This is a genomic window from Methylotuvimicrobium buryatense, assembly GCF_005931095.1.
GTDB classification, from domain to species: Bacteria; Pseudomonadota; Gammaproteobacteria; order Methylococcales; family Methylomonadaceae; genus Methylotuvimicrobium; species Methylotuvimicrobium buryatense.
Window position 1 is genome coordinate 470,041 of the sequence record NZ_CP035467.1, and the last position, 22,205, is coordinate 492,245.

A 22,205-nucleotide genomic window follows, 5' to 3' on the forward strand; every position below is an offset into this window, starting at 1 on the left:
GCGAAACTGCTCAAACTGGGAATTGTTGATAAGATAAAGTCTCATGAGAATGAATGCCGAAGTTAATGGTACTATGCTATTTACAACTATAGTTTAAAATTAATGTCAGGGTAGAGCTGTGAGTGAATACGAGGAAGTCCGCGAAAATTTGATCGAAATGCTCGAGGAACTTGATGAGCGGCTGAGCAAAATTACCGAGGACGTCAAACATACCGATGAGCCGTTATCGCAAGATTTCGGTGAACAGGCCGTACAAACCGAGAATGATGAAGTATTGGATTATTTAGGCAATACGACCCGGGCGGAGATGTTTAAAGTCAGGCATGCGATTGATCGGATAGACGATGGCGAATACGGTTCTTGCGAAAACTGCGGGGTGAAGATTAACAAGGAGCGGCTGAAGGTTTTACCTTTTGCCAATTTGTGCATTCAATGCGCGGAAAAAGCGGAAAAACGATAGCTAAATCCTTTTGATTGAAAAAACTGTCTACGGATTTGGTCGTAAATAACTTCTCTACATCCATGTAACTCAGTAATTACCGAGAAGCAAAAATCTGCCTTGCTGCCGACATCCTCGCTAGCCACACCCCATACCTTCATAAATTTAACCAATTTTTGAGTATAAAAAGGTATTTTCGATGGAGAAGCCTTTACCGATAGCGTCCATGGACATTATCGGTAAAGGCTCCCTGCCTTGGTGTTTGGCTTTGCGGCGGTATTGGGTTTTGTCGCGGAATATTTGGGCTTTGTTAAACTGATGTGCGTGCTTGGCAACCAAGTTGTTTTGCGCGTTGGGTGCCGGTTTTTTAGGCTTTTTCATAAATAAACTCCTGAATAATTTTGGACAACGCCTCTTTACTATTTAAAATAGCGCTTTATTTGAGCATTAAAAGCCTGTGAAATTCAAAAAAAATTTTGACGTCATCGTGATCGGCGGCGGTCATGCCGGAACCGAGGCCGCATTGGCGGCCGCCCGAAGCGGCGCGCAAACCTTATTACTCACCCAAAATATCGATACCTTGGGGCAGATGAGCTGTAATCCGGCGATCGGAGGTATCGGGAAAGGGCATCTCGTCAAGGAAATCGACGCGCTCGGCGGCATCATGGCCGAGGCGATCGATCATGCCGGCATTCAGTTTCGTATTCTAAACGCCAGTAAAGGTCCTGCGGTCAGAGCGACTCGCGCGCAAGCCGACCGTAGTCTTTATAAGCAATACGTGCGTAGTGCATTGGAAAATCAAGCGAATTTGGCCTTGTTTCAGCAAACGGTTGCCGATTTGATCGTCGAAGGCGGTCGGGTTGCCGGTGTTAAAACCCAAATGGGGCTCGAATTTCGCGCGCGCGCCGTAGTCTTGACCGCCGGGACGTTTTTAGCCGGACGTATTCATATCGGACTGGAAAATTATACCGGCGGGCGTGCCGGCGACCCGGCTTCGGTCGAGTTGGCCGAGCGTTTGCGCGAGTTGCCATTCCGAGTGGACCGATTGAAAACCGGCACGCCGCCGCGCATCGACGGTCGCACGATCGATTACAGTCGATTGGAAAAACAATTCGGCGACGATCCGGTTCCGGTTTTTTCGTTTTTGGGCAAACGCGAGCAGCACCCGCGTCAAATCCCTTGCTTTATCACGCGAACCAATAGCCGAACGCATGACATCATTCGGTCCGGTCTGGACCGTTCGCCGATGTACACCGGTGTGATCGAAGGCATCGGGCCGCGCTATTGTCCGTCTATCGAAGATAAGATCGTACGTTTCGCCGATCGCGATTCGCATCAGATTTTCATTGAACCGGAAGGCTTGAATACGAACGAGATTTATCCGAACGGTATTTCAACCAGTTTGCCGTTTGATGTGCAATACGAATTCGTAAGATCGATGCTCGGTTTCGAAAACGCCGAAATCATTCGTCCGGGCTATGCGATCGAATACGACTTTTTCGACCCGCGGGATCTTAAGTCGTCATTGGAAACCAAGCATATGCCGGGTTTGTTTTTTGCCGGGCAAATCAACGGCACGACCGGCTATGAAGAAGCTGCCGCGCAAGGCTTGATCGCAGGGCTCAATGCTGCGCGCTTGGTTCGCGACCAGGAAAGTTGGTGTCCGGCTCGCGACGAGGCATACATCGGCGTTATGATCGACGATTTGATCACGCGCGGCACGCAAGAGCCGTACCGGATGTTTACCAGTCGTGCCGAATACCGGCTGTTGCTGCGCGAAGATAACGCCGATCTACGCTTGACCGAAATCGGCCGCGAGTTAGGCTTGGTCGGCGACGAGCGTTGGCGCACTTTCGAACATAAGCGTGAACAAATTGGTGCTTTGCGAACAGAACTGTCGAAAAAATGGCTTCGGGCCGAAACGGAAGAAGCCAAACAAGCTGAAGCGTTTTGGGGCAAGCCGTTGCAGCGCGAAGTCAACTTGATGGATTTGCTGCGCCGTCCCGAAGTGGATATCGAGAGGCTGTTGACCTTTATCGAGCGGGATGAAACTCCGGGGCAGGTGTCCGAGCAAGTCGCGATACAGGCCAAATATTCGGGTTACATCGACAGGCAGCAGACTGAAATCGACAAGACCAAGCGTTACGATCATTTACGTTTGCCGGAAACGATCGATTACCGGAACGTCTCGGGGCTTTCAAACGAAGTTTGTGAAAAACTCAGAAAACAACAGCCGGAAACGCTGGGACAGGCTTCGCGAATTCCCGGCGTGACGCCGGCGGCGATATCCTTGTTGCTGGTCCATTTAAAGAAGAAAAGCGCCTGATGGATACTTGCCGGAAACGACTTCAGGCCGGTCTCGATGAATTAAACTTAACGCTTAGCGACGAACAGACCGACCGCTTGTTGAGGTTCATCGGACTGATCGATAAATGGAATAAAGCATTCAATCTAACCTCGATCCGTGACCAAGAAGCGATGGTAAGTCTGCATCTGCTCGATAGTCTTGCGGTTTTACCTTATGTTACCGGGCAAACGGTCATCGATATCGGGACGGGCGCAGGATTACCAGGCATTCCGTTGGCCGTTTGCCGGCCGGATAAAACTTTCACGTTATTGGATAGCAATAGCAAAAAAACCCGTTTCGTGCAGCAGGCCGTTTTGGAGTTGAAATTGGCCAATGTTCAGGTTTGTCATGGCCGAGTTGAGAGTTTTACGTCTGAACATTTGTTCGATACGGTCATTACGCGAGCGTTTACTAATTTGCCCGACATGCTGAAAATGACCGGGCATTTGATCGCGCCGGGCGGCGTATTGTTGGCGATGAAAGGTCAGTATCCCGAGCAGGAGTTGCAGCAAATCGGAGGTGACGCGACAGTGATACCGATACGGGTTCCGGGAATAGAAGCGCAGCGATGCCTGATTCAAATTAACAAGCCTACGCAGCGGGAGTGAACGAGTGGGAAAGGTGATAGCAGTTACCAATCAAAAAGGCGGGGTCGGTAAAACGACGACCAGTGTTAATCTGTCCGCGGCTTTGGCGGGCGCGAAACGGAAAGTATTGCTGGTGGATCTCGACCCGCAAGGTAATGCGGCGATGGGGTGCGGCGTCGATAAAGACGAGGTGCAATATTCCAGTTACGACCTGTTGTTGGAGGATGTGCCGGCGGCCGAGACCGTCGTTAAGCAGGAGTCTTGCGGCTTTTCGATCATTCCGGCCAATTCGGACTTAACTGCGGCCGAAGTTAATATGCTGCAGGTCGATCGTAAGGAGCGTCGCTTGGCCGAAGCCTTGCAGCCGATCAAGGATCAGTACGACTATATCTTGGTCGATTGTCCTCCGTCATTGAATATGTTGACCTTGAATGCGATGGTCGCGGCCGATAGCGTGCTGATACCGATGCAATGCGAATATTACGCGTTGGAAGGCTTGTCGGCGCTGATGTCGACATTGAGAAACATCCAAGGTTCGGTGAATCCCGGGTTGCATCTCGAAGGTATTTTAAGAACGATGTTCGACAATAGAAGTCGCTTGACCAAAGACGTCTCCGATCAATTGGTTGAATATTTCGGCGATAAGGTTTTTCGCACTACGATTCCGCGCAATATTCGCTTGGCCGAGGCGCCGAGTCATGGCTTGCCGGTGATGCAATACGATAAGTCGTCGCGTGGCGCGTTGGCTTATATTGCATTGGCCGGTGAAATGATTAGAAAAGAGAAAAAATAAGATAATTATGGCGGTACAAAAAAGAGGTTTAGGCCGGGGGCTTGATGCGTTATTGGGCGATGCGCCACCTGCGACAGAGAAAAAAAACGAATTGCAAAAACTGCCGATCGAATGGTTGCAGCGCGGAAAATTTCAGCCCAGAAAAGATATCGATCCGGAAAAAATTAAGGAATTAGCCGATTCGATCAAGGCACAGGGCATCATCCAACCGATTGTTTTGCGTAAGATCGGCGATGAGCGTTATGAGATTGTTGCCGGTGAGAGGCGATGGCGCGCAGCGCAATTGGCAGGTTTGCAAGAAGTGCCGGTAGTCGTGCGCGATATCGACGACAAAGGCGCGATGGCTATCGCGTTGATCGAAAATATTCAACGCGAAGATTTGAATCCGCTTGAAGAGGCCGAAGCCTTAAAAAGGCTACTTGAGGAATTTGAGCTGACGCATCAGCAAATCGCCGATGCGATCGGCAAATCCCGCGCGACAGTGACCAACTTGCTTCGTTTGATGGAATTACAGCCGGAAGTCAAGCAGCTTTTAATCGATAAACAAATCGAAATGGGACATGCCCGGGCCTTATTGCCGCTGAGCCGCGACTTGCAGATTCAGGCGGCGCAGAAAATTGCGAAACAAAACCTTTCGGTTCGGGCGGTGGAAAAACTGATCAGGGATTTGCAGACCGAGCCGCAGAAAAACGAACCGGTTGAAGTCGACCGCGATACCCTTCGACTGCAGGACGATTTAACGTCGAAACTCGGCGCGAAAGTCTCGATCAATCATAAGAAAAACGGCTCCGGCAAACTGGTGGTGGCTTATTCGAGTTTGGAACAATTGGACGGGATTATCGAGCAGCTCAATTATTCGGAAAATAGGATTACCGATTAATTTCGTTTGTCCGGGATAAGGGAAAAACCGGAAAATAAAGCGATCGAGTGGCTTATTCGGGTGATGAATCGTTGCAAAGAAGGAAATGCTCTGTTCCTTTTTCGTCCTTGATTAAATGAAGCCTCATCGCTATAATCCACAGGTTGTTGTATCTGGAGCTGGTGTGACGGACGAAAAGATTTCTACAGTCGAAAAAATCTTGATTTTACAAGCGTTCATCATTATCGCGATATCTTCCGGATTTGCAGTGGTTTCGGGGCTGCAGAGTGCTAAATCGCCGTTTTTAGGCGCATTAGCCGCGTTTATACCGAATCTATACTTTGCTTTGCGAATCCTTAGGGCGAGCGGGCAAGGCGCCAAAAAAATCATGAATTCGTTTTATGCCGGCGAATCGGGAAAGCTCATATTGACAGCTGTGCTGTTTTTTTTGATTTTTCAAATTCCGAATATCAATATTTTAACGCTGCTATTGGGGTATATAGCAGTATTGTCCGTATTTTGGTTTGCGCTAATTATGCGCTGACGATTTCAATTCGAGAGAGGAAAGATGGCTACTGAAGCCCATGCAGCCGAAGGGGCAACCGGATATATCGTTCATCATTTGACACCGTTGAGTGTCGGTGAGGGTTTCTGGACTTTGCATTTGGATACTCTGTTTTTTTCCGCCGTGTTGGGCGGATTGTTCATTTGGTTTTTTAAAATGGCGGCCGAAAGAGCCACTTCCGATGTCCCGGGATTGGTGCAAAATTTTGCCGAAATGATGATAGAGTTCGTCGATTCACAGGTTAAAGACAGCTTTCACGGCAAAAGCGAATTGATCGCGCCATTGGCTTTGACGATTTTCTGCTGGGTCTTCTTATTTAATTTCATGGATTTGTTCCCGGTCGATTTGTTACCGATGATCGGCTCGATGATGGGTATCGAATATCTTAGAGTCGTCCCCAGTACTGATTTGAACGCGACCTTTGCGATGTCTATATCGGTATTTTTCCTGATTATTTTTTACAGCATTAAGGTTAAAGGTCCTTGGGGTTTTGCCAAAGAGTTGATGTTCCAGCCGTTCGGTCCTTGGTTGTTGCCGTTCAATCTTTTGCTTAAATTGGTTGAGGAATTGGCCAAACCGATCTCATTGGCGCTTCGTTTATTCGGTAACCTATATGCCGGTGAATTGATCTTTATCTTGATTGCGCTGCTGCCGTGGGCTATACAGCCGGCGCTAAGTTTTCCGTGGGCGATTTTTCATATTCTGATTATTACGCTACAAGCTTTCATATTCATGGTATTGACGATTGTCTACCTGAGTATGGCTCACGAAGATCACTAATTATTTTGTTACTTTAATTTTAATCATACGTTTGGAGGTATCATGGAAAATTTAGCGTCTTTAATTGCTGATGTTCAAGGCATGACAGCGATCGCTGTCGGACTGGTTTTAGGAATGGGTGCGCTTGGAACCGCTATCGGTTTCGGTTTATTAGGCGGTAAGTTTTTGGAAGGCGCGGCGCGTCAACCTGAAATGGTGCCTATGTTGCAAGTTAAAATGTTCATTGTTGCAGGCTTATTAGACGCGGTAACCATGATCGGCGTCGGTCTGGCATTATTCTTCACATTTGCGAATCCGTTTTTATCTGCTGTTCAAGCCGCTGCCGGTAACTAATAGATCCGGTTTTTTAACTAACAGCAACAAGAGGAACGCATCGTGAGTATCAATGCTACTCTGATTGGACAAATGATTACATTCGCGCTTCTGGTATGGTTTACCATGAAGTTCGTTTGGCCCCCATTGTATCAATCCTTGGAAGAGCGGAAGAAGAGAATCGCCGATGGATTGGCGGCGGCTGAAAAAGGCCAGGAAGAAATGGAATTGGCCGAGAAAAGGGCCATTAATGTTCTCAAAGAAGCCAAAGAGCAGTCTGCGGATATCGTTAATCTGGCGCAAAAACGGGCCAATGAGATTGTCGAGGAGTCCAAAGACGCCGCTAAGAAAGAGGGCGAACGCTTACTTGTCGCCGCTCAAGCGCAGATCGATCAAGAATTGCAGCAAGTCAAAGAAAGTTTGCGCAAGGAAGTTTCTTCCTTGGCATTGAATGCGGCAGAACAAATTTTAAGCGCGGAAATCGATCAAGCCAAACACCAAGAAATCTTGAATAAAGTTTCCAATCAAATAGGTTAAGCACCATGAGCGAACTGGCAACATTGGCGCGGCCTTATGCGGAGGCGGCTTTCAAACGGGCGAAGGAAACCGGCACTACAGCAAAATGGTCCGATAACTTAGCGTTTTTGTCCGCGGTCTTGAGCGACTCTAATATTGCGCTGGCAGCCGATAATCCGAAAATCGCTAAAGAAAGTTTTTTAAACTTGATGCTGGATATCTGCGGCGAACATCTCGATCAGGAAGGTAAAAACTTTCTAAAACTGCTCATCCATAATAATCGGCTGAAATTGGCCGCGCAAATTGCGAAGATTTACGAGCAATTTAGAGCGGACGATGAAGGATACTCCGAAGTTCAGGTCATATCCGCTTACCCTTTGACGGAAGACGAGCAAGGCAATTTAGTGTCCAGATTGGAGCGTTGGCTGAATAAGCAAGTTCGTTTGGATATTTGGAACGACCGGTCGCTGATCGGTGGCGTACTAATCCGTGCCGGAGACAAGGTGATCGACGGAACCGTCAAAGGCCAGCTTCTTCACATGCAGAAAGCTCTACAGTGAGTGAGAGAAAAAGAACATGCAATTAAACCCATCAGAAATCAGTGATCTTATCAAGCAAAAGATCGAAAATTTCGACCTGAGCGTCGAAAGTCATACCGAAGGCACCGTAGTCAGCGTGACCGACGGTATCGTCAGAGTGCATGGGCTTTCAGAAGCCATGCAGGGCGAGATGTTGGAGTTTCCTGGAAATACCTATGGCATGGCGCTCAACTTGGAGCGCGATTCAGTCGGCGCAGTTGTCTTGGGGGCCTACGAGCACATTACCGAAGGCGACACCGTCAAATGTACCGGTAGAATTCTGGAAGTACCGGTCGGCGAAGCATTGCTGGGCCGCGTTGTCGATGCATTGGGTAATCCCATCGACGGCAAAGGCGCGATCAATACTAACGAAACTTCTCCGATCGAAAAAATCGCACCAGGCGTAATCGCGCGTCAATCGGTCGATCAACCTGTGCAAATCGGCCTAAAATCGATCGACTCGATGATTCCGGTCGGCCGCGGCCAACGCGAATTGATCATCGGCGACCGTCAAACCGGTAAAACCGCCATTGCCGTCGATGCGATCATCAATCAAAAAGGCACCGGCATCAAATGTATTTATGTCGCAATCGGCCAGAAGCGTTCTTCGATCGCTAACGTCGTTCGTAAGCTCGAAGAGCACGGCGCGATGGAGCATACCATCGTCGTAGCGGCTTCCGCTTCCGAATCTGCCGCGCTGCAATTCATCGCGCCGTATACCGGTTGTTCGATGGGCGAATTTTTTAGAGATCGCGGCGAAGACGCATTGATCATTTACGACGATTTGACCAAGCAAGCTTGGGCTTATCGCCAAGTATCGTTGTTACTTCGTAGACCGCCGGGTCGTGAAGCTTATCCGGGCGACGTATTTTATTTGCATTCTCGTTTGCTCGAAAGAGCGGCAAGAATCAATGCCGATGAAGTCGAAAAATTGACCAACGGTCAAGTCAAAGGCAAAACCGGTTCGTTGACAGCATTGCCGATCATCGAAACGCAAGCAGGCGACGTATCGGCCTTCGTTCCAACCAACGTGATTTCGATCACCGACGGACAGATCTTCCTCGAAACCGATCTGTTCAACGCCGGTATCCGTCCTGCGGTCAACGCGGGTCTATCGGTATCGCGGGTAGGCGGCGCGGCGCAAACCAAAATCATCAAGAAATTGGGCGGCGGTATTCGTTTGGACTTAGCTCAGTATCGTGAATTAGCGGCTTTCGCTCAGTTCGCGTCCGATCTTGACGAAAGTACGCGTAAGCAAATCGAACGCGGTCAACGCGTGACCGAGTTGATGAAACAAAATCAATATTCGCCGATGTCGGTTGCGCAAATGGCGGTGTCGTTGTTCGCTGCAAACGAAGGCTATCTGGATTCGGTTGAAGTCAATAAAGTTCGGGATTTCGAAGACGCTCTGCAACTTTACATGAAGTCCGAAAAGTCGGAGTTGATGGATCAGATCAATGCAACAGGCGACTTCTCCGATGAAATCAAAGAAGGCATTAAATCCGCCATCGATACTTTCATTAAAACGCATAGCTGGTAAAAGGGTCGTCAAATGGCTGTCGGTAAAGAAATACGCACCAAGATCGGGAGTATCAAAAATACTCAAAAGATCACTCGGGCGATGGAAATGGTCGCTGCAAGTAAAATGCGTAAAACGCAAAACAGAATGCAGGCAACGCGGCCTTACTCGAAAAAAATGGGTCAGATTATCAGACATCTGGCTCATGCCAATGCCGAGTATAAACATCCTTATTTGATTCCGCGTGAAGTCAAACGTGTTGGTGTGATCGTCGTCAGTTCGGATCGCGGGTTATGTGGCGGTTTGAATTCTAATCTATTCCGTAAAACCCTAGTGCAATTTCGCCAATGGGAAAAAGACGGCATTGATGTCGATATTTGCACAATCGGAACCAAGGCTGCCGGTTTTTTCGGTAACTTACAAAAAGTCAATATGGTTGGGCAAGTCGGCAAGCTTGGCGACACGCCGCATCTAAACGATATCATCGGTATCATAAAAATCATGCTCGACGCTTTTGAGGAAGGTCGAGTCGATGAGTTATATGTGATTAGCAATGAGTTTGTTAACACAATGACCCAACGACCGAATGTCGAGAAGCTGCTGCCGGTCATTGCCGACGAACTCGAAGATGAGTTGAAAGGCCATTGGGACTATATCTATGAGCCTGATGCCAAGGAAGTTCTAGATAATTTGCTGACCCGCTATATCGAATCGATCGTGTATCAGGGGCTTGTCGAGAACAATGCTTGCGAACAAGCGGCTCGGATGGTTGCCATGAAAAGCGCTTCGGATAATGCAGGCAAGCTTATCGGCGAACTGCAACTGATTTACAACAAAGCCCGACAAGCCGCGATTACGCAGGAAATTTCCGAAATCGTTGCCGGCGCCGCTGCTGTGTAATGCACAGACGAATTAACAGATTTAAGTATTGAAGAGGACGACAAAATGAGTTTGGGTAAAATCGTTCAGATTATCGGAGCGGTCGTGGATGTCGAATTTCCACGCGAAAGCCTTCCGAAAGTCTATGATGCACTGAAGGTTGAAGACAAGAATCTTGTTTTGGAAGTGCAGCAGCAATTAGGCGACGGCGTGGTTAGATCCATTGCGATGGGTTCGACCGACGGTTTGAGCAGAGGTTTGCAAGTCAGCAATTCCGGCGCGCCAATTGCTGTGCCGGTCGGTCAAAAAACGTTGGGCCGCATCATGAACGTTCTTGGCGAGCCGATCGACGAGAAAGGCGCGATCGGCGAAGACGAAAGATGGGCGATTCACCGCGAAGCGCCATCTTACGATCAGCAAGCCGCCAGCAATGAATTGCTAGAAACCGGCATCAAGGTTATCGACTTGGTTTGTCCGTTCGCGAAAGGCGGTAAAGTCGGTTTATTCGGCGGTGCCGGCGTCGGCAAGACCGTCAACATGATGGAATTGATTCGTAACATCGCTATCGAACACAGCGGTTTCTCGGTCTTCGCCGGCGTTGGCGAGCGTACCCGTGAAGGTAACGACTTCTATCACGAAATGACCGACTCGAAAGTTATCGATAAGGTATCATTAGTTTACGGACAGATGAACGAGCCGCCAGGCAACCGGCTGCGTGTAGCGTTGACCGGTTTGACGATGGCCGAATTTTTCCGTGAAGAAGGCCGTGACGTATTGTTCTTCGTAGATAATATTTATCGTTACACATTGGCCGGTACCGAAGTATCGGCATTATTGGGCCGGATGCCGTCGGCGGTAGGCTATCAGCCTAACTTGGCGGAAGAAATGGGCGTATTGCAAGAACGCATCACCTCGACCAAAACCGGTTCGATCACCTCGATCCAGGCCGTTTACGTACCTGCCGACGACTTGACCGATCCGTCACCGGCTACGACATTTGCGCATTTGGACGCGACCGTGGTATTGTCCCGTCAAATCGCGGAGCTGGGCATTTATCCGGCGATCGACCCGCTTGACTCGACCAGTCGTCAGTTGGATCCTTTGGTTATCGGTCATGAGCATTACAATGTCGCTCGTGCGGTGCAAGGTACTTTGCAACGCTACAAGGAGTTACGCGACATCATCGCGATTTTAGGCATGGACGAGTTGTCGGAAGATGACAAGTTGATTGTATCGAGAGCGCGCAAGATTCAAAGATTCTTGTCGCAACCGTTCTTCGTCGCGGAAGTTTTTACCGGTTCTCCGGGAAAATATGTTTCATTAAAAGACACCATCGCCGGCTTCAAAGGTATTATCGATGGCGAGTACGATCATGTTCCGGAGCAAGCATTCTACATGGTCGGCACGATCGACGAAGCTTTGGAAAAAGCCAAGGGCATGCAAAAATAACCGGACGATGGGAACCGAGAGATGACAATGACCGTACATGTAGACATCGTCAGCGCGGAGCAAGAAATTTATTCCGGCTTGGCCGAAATGGTTTTTGCGCCCGCCGAATTAGGCGAAGTCGGTATCTCGCCGCGTCACGCGCCGATGATTACCAAACTCAAACCCGGTGAAGTCAGGGTCAAGGTCAGCGACAGCGAAAGCTATCCATTCTTTGTTTCTGGCGGCATTTTGGAAGTCCAGCCGCATTTGGTGACGATATTGGCCGATAGCGCGATTCGAGCGAAAGACATCGATGAAGCAGCAGCACTAGAAGCCAAATCCCGAGCCGAGGAAGCATTGTCCGATAAATCCAGCAAGGTCGATTATGCGACCGCTCAGGCACAATTGATGGAAGCGGTCATGCAACTGAGGACTTTGGACAGACTCAGAAAGCGCGGCGGATAACTCCGTGGCTTAAGCCATATAAAAGCCCGATAACGATAAAGCGTTGTCGGGCTTTTTTTGTTTAAAGGAAATGAAAAAATGACATTAACGACTATTATTTTAGCAGCGGGCAAAGGAACGCGTATGCGTTCCGAAATGCCGAAGATTTTACATCGAGTGGCCGGAAGGCCTTTGCTGGAACATGTATACGATACCAGTAAGCAACTTCCCGATAATCGGGTAAATATTGTTTACGGACACGGCGCGGAGCAGGTTCGAAATCGTTTGAGTCACCTCAATGCTCAGTGGATAGAGCAAGTTCAGCAATTAGGCACTGGACATGCCGTGCAGCAAGCCATCGATTATGTCGATGATGACGATACCGTGCTGATTTTATATGGGGATGTGCCTTTATTGAAGTTGTCGACGGTCGAAACGTTGATTGCCGATGCAGGTAGTAATGCCTTAGCATTATTAACGGTCGTGTTGTCCAACCCCACGGGGTATGGCCGCATCGTACGGGACAGCGACAATAGAGTTTTGAAGATCGTCGAAGAAAAAGACGCATCTCCCGAAGAAAAAGCGATACAAGAAGGCAATACCGGTATCATGGCATTGAACGGCGGGCAATTGAAAAAATGGTTAAGCCGTTTGCAGAATAATAATGCACAAAACGAGTATTATCTAACCGACATCATCGAAATGGCTGTCAATGACGGTATCGACATTGTTACATCGCAAGCCGAAACCGAGGACGAGGTGTTGGGCGTCAACAATCGTATGCAATTGGCGCATCTGGAGCGAGTTTATCAAATTGAGCAGGCGAATAGGTTAATGGAGCGCGGAGTTACATTGAGAGATCCTGCGCGTTTCGACATCAGGGGAAGCATCGAGCATTTGGGTACCGATATCGAAATCGACATCAATGTTATTCTCGAAGGTAGCATTAACATAGGCAGTAATGTAACGATCGGCGCAAATACGCTTATAAAAAACTCGATCATTCACGATAATGTCGAAATATTGCCGAATTGCGTGATCGAAAATGCTGAAGTCGGTAAATCTAGCCGTATCGGACCTTTTGCACGGCTAAGACCCGACGCCAAGTTAGCCGATAATGTTCATGTCGGCAATTTCGTCGAAATTAAAAAATCAACAGTCGCGGTCGGCAGTAAAATCAACCATTTGAGTTATATCGGAGACAGCGTCATCGGCAGCGGCGTCAATGTCGGTGCCGGCACGATCACCTGTAATTACGACGGTGTTAATAAGTTCAAGACCGTGATCGAAGATGGCGCATTTATTGGCTCGAATTCGCAATTGGTCGCGCCGGTTACAATCGGTAAAAATTCGACGATAGGCGCAGGGTCGACGATTACGAAAGACACGCCGCCGGAGCAATTGACTCTGTCGCGTGCGAAACAAACCACTATCCCAACCTGGCAAAGGCCGGTAAAAAAGGAGAAATAACATGTGCGGAATCGTGGGCGCAATTGCGCAACGTAATGTAGTGCCGATATTGATCGAAGGCCTGAAGCGCCTTGAATATCGCGGTTACGATTCGGCCGGATTGGCTGTTGTCGAAGATGGTCAGCTGTATCGCAAACGCGAGGTCGGCAAGGTTAGAGGCTTGGAAGCCTTGATCGCTCAGGATGCGATACAAGGCCATATCGGTATTGCCCATACGCGGTGGGCGACGCATGGCAAACCGAGTACCGCGAATGCTCATCCTCATATATGCCGCGACAAGGTTGCTGTCGTGCATAACGGAATTATCGAAAATCATGAGCATTTGAGGAATAACCAGAAAGCGGTCGGTTATGAGTTTACCTCCGAAACCGATACCGAAGTGATCGTCAACGAAATATATGGAGCTTTGGATAGCACGGATAATCTGCTCGGCGCGGTCAAGGCATCGATCAAAAAACTCGAAGGCGCTTATGCGTTAGGCGTCGTTGCAAAGGATCACCCGAATACCTTGATCGCCTGTAGAAAAGGTAGCCCGCTCGTGATTGGTGTCGGCATCGGCGAATATTTTATCGCCTCCGATGTTGCCGCGTTGCTGCCGGTTACGCAGCGTTTTATGTTTCTCGAAGACGGCGATGTTGCCGAAATAACGATCGGTAAAGTCGTCATTTACGACAAGGACGACAACCTAGTCGATCGGCCGATCAAAGAAAGCCAACTCAAAGCCGATTCGGTAGAAAAAGGGCTCTACCGTCATTACATGCTCAAGGAAATCTACGACCAACCTTGGGCGATTTCCGAGACGCTCGAAGGGCGCTTTATCGATAATCGTCTTCAGGAAAACGCCTTCGGCCATAATGCCACTGAGGTATTCGATCAGGTCGAATCGATACAGATACTCGCTTGCGGGACCAGCTATCATGCCGGTTTGGTTGCCCGTTATTGGTTCGAAAAATTAGCCAAGGTACCTTGTAATATCGAAGTGGCCAGCGAATATCGCTACCGTAAACCAATCGTCCCGCCCGGCACATTGGTCGTGACGATTTCGCAATCCGGCGAAACCGCCGATACCTTGGCTGCATTGCAAGAAGCCAAAAAGCTCGGTGCAAAATATTCGCTCGCGATCTGTAATGTTCCGGAGAGTTCGCTGGTAAGAGAATCCGATTTGGTGATGATGACCCGTGCAGGCCCGGAAATCGGCGTCGCGTCGACGAAAGCCTTCACGACGCAATTGGCGACTTTGTTGCTTTTAGTCATTGCCATAGGGAGACGCTTCGGACTGACTAAAGAGATGGAAAACAAAATTTCTTCGGAGCTTTTCAGTCTGCCCGGAAAAATTGAAGCGGTTCTGCAATTGGACGACAAGATCAAACAATTGTCCGAGCAGTTCGCCGAAAAACAGCATGCATTATTTTTGGGTCGTGGGACGCATTACCCGATCGCGATGGAAGGCGCATTGAAGCTTAAGGAGATTTCCTATATTCACGCCGAAGCTTATCCGGCGGGCGAATTGAAACACGGACCGTTGGCCCTGATCGACGCGGAAATGCCGGTGATTACGGTTGCGCCGAACAATAGCCTGCTCGAAAAACTCAAATCGAACATACAGGAAGTCAGCGCCCGAGGCGGTCAATTGATCGTGTTCATGGACGAAACTTTGGCGGCCGAAAACGATGTCAACGTTCAAATAATTAAAATGCCGCCGGTTGAAAACGAAATATCGCCGATCATTTACACGATACCGCTGCAATTGTTGTCCTATCATGTTGCGGTTTTGAAAGGCACCGATGTCGACCAGCCTAGAAATTTGGCGAAGTCGGTTACGGTCGAATAGATAGCAGCAATTCCCAATTTGGGGGTCAAAAAGGGTGTGGGGTGTGCTTGGCTAGGATGTCGGCAGCAGGGCTGATTTTTGCTCCATGCAAAATCTGCATTCACGCCATCCTTGGCGTTCGAGCTGCCGCCAAGCCCCCATGGATGGTTTTACTGTGTTCCTCGACAGGCATACCCCACATCCTAAGATCGGCGAAAATGCTCAAACTGGGAATTGCTGGAATAGATAGCGGAGAATGCACCGAACGGCTAGTTCGTGATAATAAAGTCGTAATTCTTTTAGAAAAATAGGGATATACCTGTATGAGCGATGCAAGGCTCGTACAGGATTCTGTCGTCAAGATTATGATTCCTCATTTCGCATAGGCAAAGGGAGTAGTAGTGCAGCGAATAGTTTGGCTATCGTGGCGTATTCAAGTTATCCTGAAAAAAGTTAGTGACCATGTTATTCATGAGCGCTGGTTTGAAAACGGTGAAATCTAGCTCTTGACCCAAAACCAATTCTATACCCTTTGCGGGTCAAATTTCGGCGCCGGGGTGTCCGTCAAAGGACGCCGTGAATACGTCCATGTAGGCTCTGTGACAGCATCCCTGCTGTCAAAGCCTTTGCCGAACACCCCGGCGCCTCCATGCGTCAATGCCGAAGTTTGAAGTGCGATGGGTATAGTATTGAATAGATGGGAGGGAATTCGTTAGTCACTCACAAAAAGGAACAGATTAGTGAAATTCATACATGCTGCCGACATCCATTTGGATAGTCCTTTAACGGGATTAAGCGCTTATGCTGATGCTCCTGTGGAAATGCTGCGCACGGCGACTCGCGACGCCTTTACCAACCTGGTTACCGAAGCAATTGAGCAACCGGTTGACTTCCTGGTGATTGCCGGAGATCTCTATGATGGCACTTGGAAGGATCACAACACGGGCATTTATTTCTGTAAAGAAATGGGGCGCCTGAAGAAAGCCGGTATTCCGGTTTATCTGCTGTTCGGCAACCATGATGCCGAAAGTGAAATGACCAAAAAGTTGCAATTACCTGATAATGTCTTTGCCTTCGACACCCGCAAACCCTGCACTTTCTGCCTGAATGACCTAAAAGTTGCTCTGCATGGTCGTAGCTTTAAGGAAAAAGAGACCCTAGAGAACCTAGCGACAGGATATCCCGCTCCAGTGCCAGGCATGTTCAATATCGGTGTGTTGCATACAGCTCTTCAGGGCAACGCAGCTCACGCTACTTATGCGCCGTGTAGTTTGGATGAACTTCATGCTAAAGGCTACCACTACTGGGCACTAGGTCATGTGCATGAACATCAAATTTGGGAAGGTGCCTCGACGGTTGTTTTCCCCGGCAACCTTCAGGGTCGTCATATCCGGGAGACCGGGCCGCGTGGAGCGGTTATTGTGACTGCAGATGAGCATGGCATTCAGAACATCGAGCGCCTGTTCGTCGATGTCCTGCGCTGGACCAGTCTGGATGTCGATGCTACCGAGTGCAAAACGTTATCGGAAGTTGTGGCCATCATCGGCAAAGAACTCGACGCAATTGTAGAAAACAGCCCATCTATCATTCCCACAGCAGTTAGAGTCACCGTCACCGGCAAAACGGCCGCTCACGGCGAACTTTTCGGGCTGGAGTCGCAACTGCGTGCCGAAGTCTTAGCCTTGGCAGTCGCCATGGGTACTGAGCGACTTTGGGTTGAAAAGGTCAAGGTGGCCACTTCGGCGGCAGATAATGGCGAGGAGGTTCGAGCCCGAGCCGATGCATTATCCGATTTGCAGGATCTGCTTCAGGCGGCTGAATCAGACGCTGACTTTCTTAAAAGCTTGCAAGATGAACTGCTGGGCTTGGTCAACAAGGCTCCCTTGGAATTGCAAACCACTGTCCCATACTTCAAGGCCATTCGATCTGGCGATCTGGTGAACTTGGTTCGCAAAGTTCGTCCAGGACTGGTGTCTCATTTAGCCAAAGCGGAGTAAGCTGACGATGCGCTTTCACCGCTTAGACTTGATCAAGTACGGCAAATTCTCTGACCGCTCAGTTGAATTTCCAGTTGCCAAACAGGACTTTCATATGATTGTCGGGCCCAATGAGGCAGGCAAATCCACACTGCGATCCGCTATCGTTGATTTGTTGTTTGGTTTCCCTTTGCGTTCCGTCCATAGTTTCCTGCACCCGCTTAACGAATTGCGCTTAGGGGCTTACATTAGCAATGCAGCAGGTTCGCTTGAATTTCAGCGCGCTAAAGCGCAAAAACAAACCCTGCGCTCGCCGGTGGATGCCGTCTTGTCTGATACTGAATTGACACCATTCCTGGGGACTGCAGATAGAAGCTTCTTTGATCAAATGTTTGGCCTTGACCATACGCGATTAGTTTCCGGCGGCAATAGCATTCTCAATGCAGAGAATGATGTGGGACAGATCCTGTTTCAATCTGCGGCTGGTGTCGCCAGTCTTGGTAAGATTCGTGATGCGCTCGTCGCCGAAGCTGACAAACTGTGGGCACCTAGAAAATCCAATGACCGGGCTTATTACATCGCCTTAGACCAACTCGATAAGGCAACGACTGCTTTGAAAGAAGCCACTGTTCGGACCAAGGTCTGGGTGGAGGCCAATAGTAAAGTCGAATCTCTGCAAGAATCGTTGAGCAATGAGCGTGAACGACACCAGAAACTCCAAAGCCAGCGTACCCGTCTTGAGCGCATTCGTAGGCTTGCTCCGTTTTTGATGACCCTGAGAGATAATGAACAGAAATTGGGTGAATTGGGTGAAGTGATAGAGTTGCCGGCAGATGCCGCAGCCATTCTCGCTGCCGCAGAACGAGAGCTCGCTATCGCCGCTGAACGCCTGGAAATGCGCAATAGTGAGGTTGAAAAAATCACTGAAGCGCTATCAAAAATCGTTGTTGACCAGACCCTAATTGATCGCGCTGCCGACATAACCAAACTAGATAATCTTCGCCTTCAATACAGCGCTTATGAAGGCGATATCGCCAATCGAAAAAATGAAATAGCGGCACTTTGGCGAGCGGTTGGTAATGCCTGCGCCCAGCTGGGTTGGGCTCCAGATTCTGAAAGCGCAATTGTCCAGCGTATGCCGACACTGCTAGTGCGGCGCGAACTCAGGCAATTGGTCCGCGACCGTGGCGGGATTATTCAGACATTACGGGCTGCAGAACAGGCCGAAAAGAACAAAGATTCTGAAATCGCAGCACTGTCGAAGCAACTGGCTGATTTGCAGATGGGAGACGTTAAACCTGCGCTACGTGCAGCATTAGCAAACGCCAAATCATTTGGTGACACCGAATTGGCGAACCAAAAGCGACAAACTACGCTGACCAAGGCAAAATCAGCGCTGGAATGTTATTTGGCGGAGTTGAGCCAATGGTGCAAACCTCTGCCAGACTTATTGTCTCTAAAGCTGCCTAGTCAAGAAAAAGTTAACCGATTAATTCAAGAGCGGCAAACCCTAATTTCCGACCGGAAAACGGAATTACTGCGGCTAAAAAATCAAACAGCCGAGGTTGCCCGGATTGAATTGCAAATTGCCCAGTTTAATGAGCTGCATCAAATTACGACTCTTGAGGCGGTGATCGAAGCTCGGACAAAACGAGATGAGTTGTGGTGTGGCATAAAAACGGGTGCTATTGATCTAGAACTCGAAGGGCTTTCGTTTGAAAGGAAAATTGCCTATGCCGATCAAATTGCAGATAGCAGGCTCGACGATGTAGAGGAGGCAACCGAACTCCAAAGCTTAATTCATCAGCTTGAACGAGAGAAACAGAGCTTAACGCTGATTGAAGGCCAACTCTCAAAAATGGATGACGATATTCAACTATTCGACGACCGTTGGGCTCAAGAGGCTGCGAATATGGACTTGGCTGGCATGGCCTTAGAAGAAATTGGTGCCTGGATGCTTAGGCGGGAGAAAGTACTGTCTGCGGGTATTGCATATCAAGATGCACAGGAAGAATTTGATTCATTTATCCGTTTAGTTGCAGATTCCCGTCTCAATCTCGTCAAGGCGTTAAAAGAAACGGGGCTTGAGGTGATAGAGACGGATAAATTGTCCGTTCTGTGTATTCAAGCAGAAAACTATATTCAAGCCATCGATAGCGCTAAAGTTCGTCATGAAACTTTATCAGCCCAATTGCGTGAAGCAAAGTCCCTTAATGCTGCGTTAAAACAAGCTACTGAAGATGCGAAGTTTGAAGAAAGCCGTTGGTCTAAAAATTGGTCAATAACATTGGCCAAGTTGGGATTAGCGTCTGATAGCGATATTGGCATGGTCGAAGGCGCTCTTGAGCTTATTGAACAAATAGCCGAGAAGCTAGAGAAAATGAGGCAGATTCAAGTCGAACGTATCGACACAATGAATGCTGATTTGAGGGCATTTTCTATTGAAGCGAAACGACTTGCGGAAGTCATTGTCCCCGATCTAATAGATCAACCAGCTGAAAAAATAGCTCAATCATTGGCAAATCGCTTAATCCTCGTCCGCGAGTCATTTACGGAAAGCAGTCGGCTTAAGGAATCGCTACGTGTCGCAAGCAGTCAGGTGCTAGAAGACCAAGAATCGATTCAAACAGCAACGGCGAGTTTGAAACCGTTAATGGATAAAGCGGGAGTCGACACCTCAGTTTTGCTACATGAAGCGATTCGTAGGTCTGACGAGCAACGTCGCCTAAATGCAGAACTGACAGAATCTAAGACTAATCTGATAAATGGTGGTGATGGCCTGACTAGGGAGCAAATTGAAGCGGAGGTTGATGCGGCTGATCTAATTCAACTTACCAGCGATTTAGCGTACGTTAATGATGAAATTTCTGAAGCTGTTCAGAAGCAATCAAATCTTTCGGCTGACCTTGCAAATGCCTTACGGGCTTTATCCGAAATCGGTGGGTCTGACGCTGCAACCCAAGCAGAAGCAAAACGCCAAGAGGCGCTTGCACAAATGTCAGATGTTGCAGAACGGTATGTAAAAGTTTTTACCGCTGGGCGCTTGCTCCGTTGGTCTATTGACCGTTACCGAGAAGAGAAGCAAGGGCCTCTGTTACAACGTGCCGGGGCCATCTTTTCGACATTAACTTCCGGATCTTTTAGCAAGCTGATTGTGGATTTTGAACGAGAACCAATGGTCCTAGAGGGGCTACGCACCGATGGCAAGATGGTTGGTATCTCTGGTATGAGTGACGGTACACGAGATCAGCTTTACTTGGCACTTAGATTGGCAGCCCTGGAAATGCACTTGGAACAAGCCATGCCGTTGCCCTTTATCGCCGACGATTTATTTATTAACTACGATGATGTCCGATCAAAAGCCGGGTTTGAAGCGCTTAAAGCATTGTCCGAACAGACCCAAGTTATCTTCCTTAGCCACCATGACCACTTGATCCCAACGATTCAAGATGTTTTTGGCGGTCAGGTGAATGTTGTGTTCTTGTGATCTGGAATCTGCTGGCAATGAGCATACTCCATGCTCTCTAAGAAACATAAAAAATTGCCTATGTGCCGGGGACAATGCAGCAATTCCCAATTTGGGGATCAAAATGGGTGTGGGGTGTGCTTGGCGAGGATGTGGGCAGCAGGGCAGATTTTTGGCTCCTGCAAAATCTGCATTCAAGCCATCCTTGGCGTTCGATCTGTCGTAAATACGTCCATGTAGGCTCTATGCCAGTTCCATGCTGGCAAAGCCTTTACCGAGCAACCCCGCTTCCTAAGGCACTGCCGAAATTCGAAGTGCGAAAGGTATATAACCCCTGAGACTTGATTCCGGTGATTCGCTTGCTACACTCATTAGGTGAGCCTACCCTGGCATCGATCTTTAAACCGGTCGCTCTGTAATCTAGGCGGAAATTCCGATCTGCTTCCGGAGCAGTATCATAAATACCCGGTTTAACATTGAAACCGATTGTCCCCATTGATCTTTTTTCCTAGACACAACTCTTTTTTCGGAAATTTTCCATGCGAACAGTAAAAAAACAATTAAAACCCCGTCGCTTCGTGTTGCTAATCGGATGCTGGGTTTTCGCGATGCCGGTAATCGCGGCGACAGATTTTGAAGCTCGAGAAAACCTTGCAAAAGCCCGGGTAAAACATTTGCAAAAGGATAACGATCATGCGCTCCATGAAAGTCATGTCGATGAAAGTCAAATTTTTCGCGGAGTATTTTACGGTTATCTCCCGTGCAATGATTGCAATGGCATCAAGGTCACGTTGTCTTTAAAACAAAAAAATAATTATTTGATGGTGACTCAGCCGGCAAGGGAGTCCTCAAGAGAGTATTACGAAAAAGGGAAATATAGCTGGAATGAGGAGAGTCAAATCGTTGTATTAACGCCACGTAAAGGTGTGGGAAATACACGGCGGTATTTTATAGAAAATGATGGAACGCTGGTTCAATTAGATGACGACGGAACAAGGTTGGACAAAAAGTCGGATCGTTATGTGTTGCGAAGAAGTGATAAGGTAAAGTCTCGAGAAGTGCATATACATTAACCTGAATTCGGTAGTTTAACTATGAAGCAGATGAAGTTCATAAAGTATTTCAACGGCTTGTCATAAAAAAAATTGAATAACCTTTTAAGGGGCAAAAGGGTTGTGCATAGGCTAATGAGCTATCGAATTAAATTCTTACTGAAGTTTCCCAGTTTTTATGGGGGGTAATCTGGCTTGTAAAGGTATTTTTTAATGGGTTTGCCATGTTTAACGCAAACCCAATCAAAAATACCCACACACCTTGGTCAGCGCTAGTTCTCTTTTTTAATAATTGGGAAACTTCAGATTCTTATTCTTCGTAGCGAAATGATTTTTCTAGGAATAAGGAACGTGCAAAACACTATTTTACTACTCAAAATTGGGG

Annotated in this window: 20 protein-coding genes; 19 read left to right on the forward strand and 1 reads right to left on the reverse strand. The window is 48.3% G+C overall.

Annotated elements, in window-relative coordinates:
* Positions 1–118: 118 nt before the first annotated feature.
* A complete protein-coding gene (locus EQU24_RS02195) occupies positions 119–460 on the forward strand; it encodes a TraR/DksA family transcriptional regulator (RefSeq protein WP_017841067.1) in 342 nt (113 codons plus the stop codon).
* A 144-nt stretch (positions 461–604) separates the two neighbouring features.
* Here EQU24_RS02195 and EQU24_RS02200 read toward each other — a convergent pair whose 3' ends face one another.
* Positions 605–820 carry a DUF7230 family protein gene (locus tag EQU24_RS02200; RefSeq protein ID WP_017841066.1) on the reverse strand — a complete coding sequence of 72 codons (216 nt, stop codon included), beginning with the start codon at positions 818–820 and terminating at the stop codon, positions 605–607.
* Between the two features lie 76 nt (positions 821–896).
* Here EQU24_RS02200 and mnmG point away from each other — a divergent pair, with 76 nt between their 5' ends.
* The 18 genes from mnmG to EQU24_RS02300 all read left to right on the forward strand — a co-directional run bounded on the left by mnmG (position 897) and on the right by EQU24_RS02300 (position 21,841).
* A complete protein-coding gene (mnmG, locus tag EQU24_RS02205) occupies positions 897–2,765 on the forward strand; it encodes a tRNA uridine-5-carboxymethylaminomethyl(34) synthesis enzyme MnmG (RefSeq protein ID WP_017841065.1) in 1,869 nt (622 codons plus the stop codon).
* The gene (gene rsmG, locus EQU24_RS02210; RefSeq protein WP_017841064.1) at positions 2,765–3,394 is read left to right on the forward strand and encodes a 16S rRNA (guanine(527)-N(7))-methyltransferase RsmG; all 630 of its coding nucleotides are present in this window, start codon (positions 2,765–2,767) and stop codon (positions 3,392–3,394) included. The genes mnmG and rsmG overlap by 1 nt, the downstream gene beginning before the upstream one ends.
* Before the next feature lie 4 nt (positions 3,395–3,398).
* Entirely contained in the window at positions 3,399–4,166 is a 768-nt protein-coding gene (locus EQU24_RS02215; protein WP_026130214.1) for a ParA family protein, read from the forward strand.
* Between the two features lie 7 nt (positions 4,167–4,173).
* Positions 4,174–5,046 carry a ParB/RepB/Spo0J family partition protein gene (locus EQU24_RS02220; RefSeq protein ID WP_017841062.1) on the forward strand — a complete coding sequence of 291 codons (873 nt, stop codon included), beginning with the start codon at positions 4,174–4,176 and terminating at the stop codon, positions 5,044–5,046.
* 163 nt (positions 5,047–5,209) lie between these two features.
* The gene (locus tag EQU24_RS02225) at positions 5,210–5,569 is read left to right on the forward strand and encodes an ATP synthase subunit I (RefSeq protein ID WP_017841061.1); all 360 of its coding nucleotides are present in this window, start codon (positions 5,210–5,212) and stop codon (positions 5,567–5,569) included.
* A gap of 24 nt (positions 5,570–5,593) precedes the next feature.
* Positions 5,594–6,370: a F0F1 ATP synthase subunit A gene (atpB, locus tag EQU24_RS02230; protein ID WP_014146838.1), complete on the forward strand. Its 777-nt coding sequence runs from the start codon at positions 5,594–5,596 to the stop codon at positions 6,368–6,370.
* Between the two features lie 42 nt (positions 6,371–6,412).
* Positions 6,413–6,703 (forward strand): F0F1 ATP synthase subunit C, encoded by a 291-nt coding sequence (atpE, locus tag EQU24_RS02235; RefSeq protein ID WP_014146839.1) that lies wholly within the window; start codon positions 6,413–6,415, stop codon positions 6,701–6,703.
* Between the two features lie 42 nt (positions 6,704–6,745).
* Positions 6,746–7,219, forward strand: coding sequence for a F0F1 ATP synthase subunit B (locus EQU24_RS02240; RefSeq protein WP_017841060.1), 474 nt, complete (start codon positions 6,746–6,748; stop codon positions 7,217–7,219).
* 5 nt (positions 7,220–7,224) lie between these two features.
* Positions 7,225–7,758, forward strand: coding sequence for a F0F1 ATP synthase subunit delta (locus tag EQU24_RS02245; protein WP_017841059.1), 534 nt, complete (start codon positions 7,225–7,227; stop codon positions 7,756–7,758).
* A gap of 16 nt (positions 7,759–7,774) precedes the next feature.
* Positions 7,775–9,316, forward strand: coding sequence for a F0F1 ATP synthase subunit alpha (gene atpA / locus EQU24_RS02250; RefSeq protein WP_017841058.1), 1,542 nt, complete (start codon positions 7,775–7,777; stop codon positions 9,314–9,316).
* A 12-nt stretch (positions 9,317–9,328) separates the two neighbouring features.
* Positions 9,329–10,195, forward strand: a complete 867-nt coding sequence (gene atpG, locus EQU24_RS02255) for a F0F1 ATP synthase subunit gamma (protein WP_017841057.1) — start codon at positions 9,329–9,331, stop codon at positions 10,193–10,195.
* Between the two features lie 45 nt (positions 10,196–10,240).
* Entirely contained in the window at positions 10,241–11,623 is a 1,383-nt protein-coding gene (gene atpD, locus EQU24_RS02260) for a F0F1 ATP synthase subunit beta (RefSeq protein ID WP_017841056.1), read from the forward strand.
* A 21-nt stretch (positions 11,624–11,644) separates the two neighbouring features.
* The gene (locus tag EQU24_RS02265) at positions 11,645–12,067 is read left to right on the forward strand and encodes a F0F1 ATP synthase subunit epsilon (RefSeq protein ID WP_026130213.1); all 423 of its coding nucleotides are present in this window, start codon (positions 11,645–11,647) and stop codon (positions 12,065–12,067) included.
* Positions 12,068–12,145: 78 nt separating this feature from the next.
* Positions 12,146–13,516 carry a bifunctional UDP-N-acetylglucosamine diphosphorylase/glucosamine-1-phosphate N-acetyltransferase GlmU gene (glmU, locus tag EQU24_RS02270; RefSeq protein WP_017841054.1) on the forward strand — a complete coding sequence of 457 codons (1,371 nt, stop codon included), beginning with the start codon at positions 12,146–12,148 and terminating at the stop codon, positions 13,514–13,516.
* 1 nt (position 13,517) lies between these two features.
* Positions 13,518–15,347 (forward strand): glutamine--fructose-6-phosphate transaminase (isomerizing), encoded by a 1,830-nt coding sequence (gene glmS / locus EQU24_RS02275; protein ID WP_017841053.1) that lies wholly within the window; start codon positions 13,518–13,520, stop codon positions 15,345–15,347.
* Between the two features lie 719 nt (positions 15,348–16,066).
* Entirely contained in the window at positions 16,067–17,323 is a 1,257-nt protein-coding gene (locus EQU24_RS02290) for a metallophosphoesterase family protein (RefSeq protein WP_017841052.1), read from the forward strand.
* A 7-nt stretch (positions 17,324–17,330) separates the two neighbouring features.
* Entirely contained in the window at positions 17,331–20,789 is a 3,459-nt protein-coding gene (locus tag EQU24_RS02295; protein WP_017841051.1) for a YhaN family protein, read from the forward strand.
* Positions 20,790–21,307: 518 nt separating this feature from the next.
* The gene (locus tag EQU24_RS02300; protein ID WP_017841049.1) at positions 21,308–21,841 is read left to right on the forward strand and encodes a copper resistance protein NlpE; all 534 of its coding nucleotides are present in this window, start codon (positions 21,308–21,310) and stop codon (positions 21,839–21,841) included.
* The last annotated feature ends 364 nt before the right edge of the window (positions 21,842–22,205 follow it).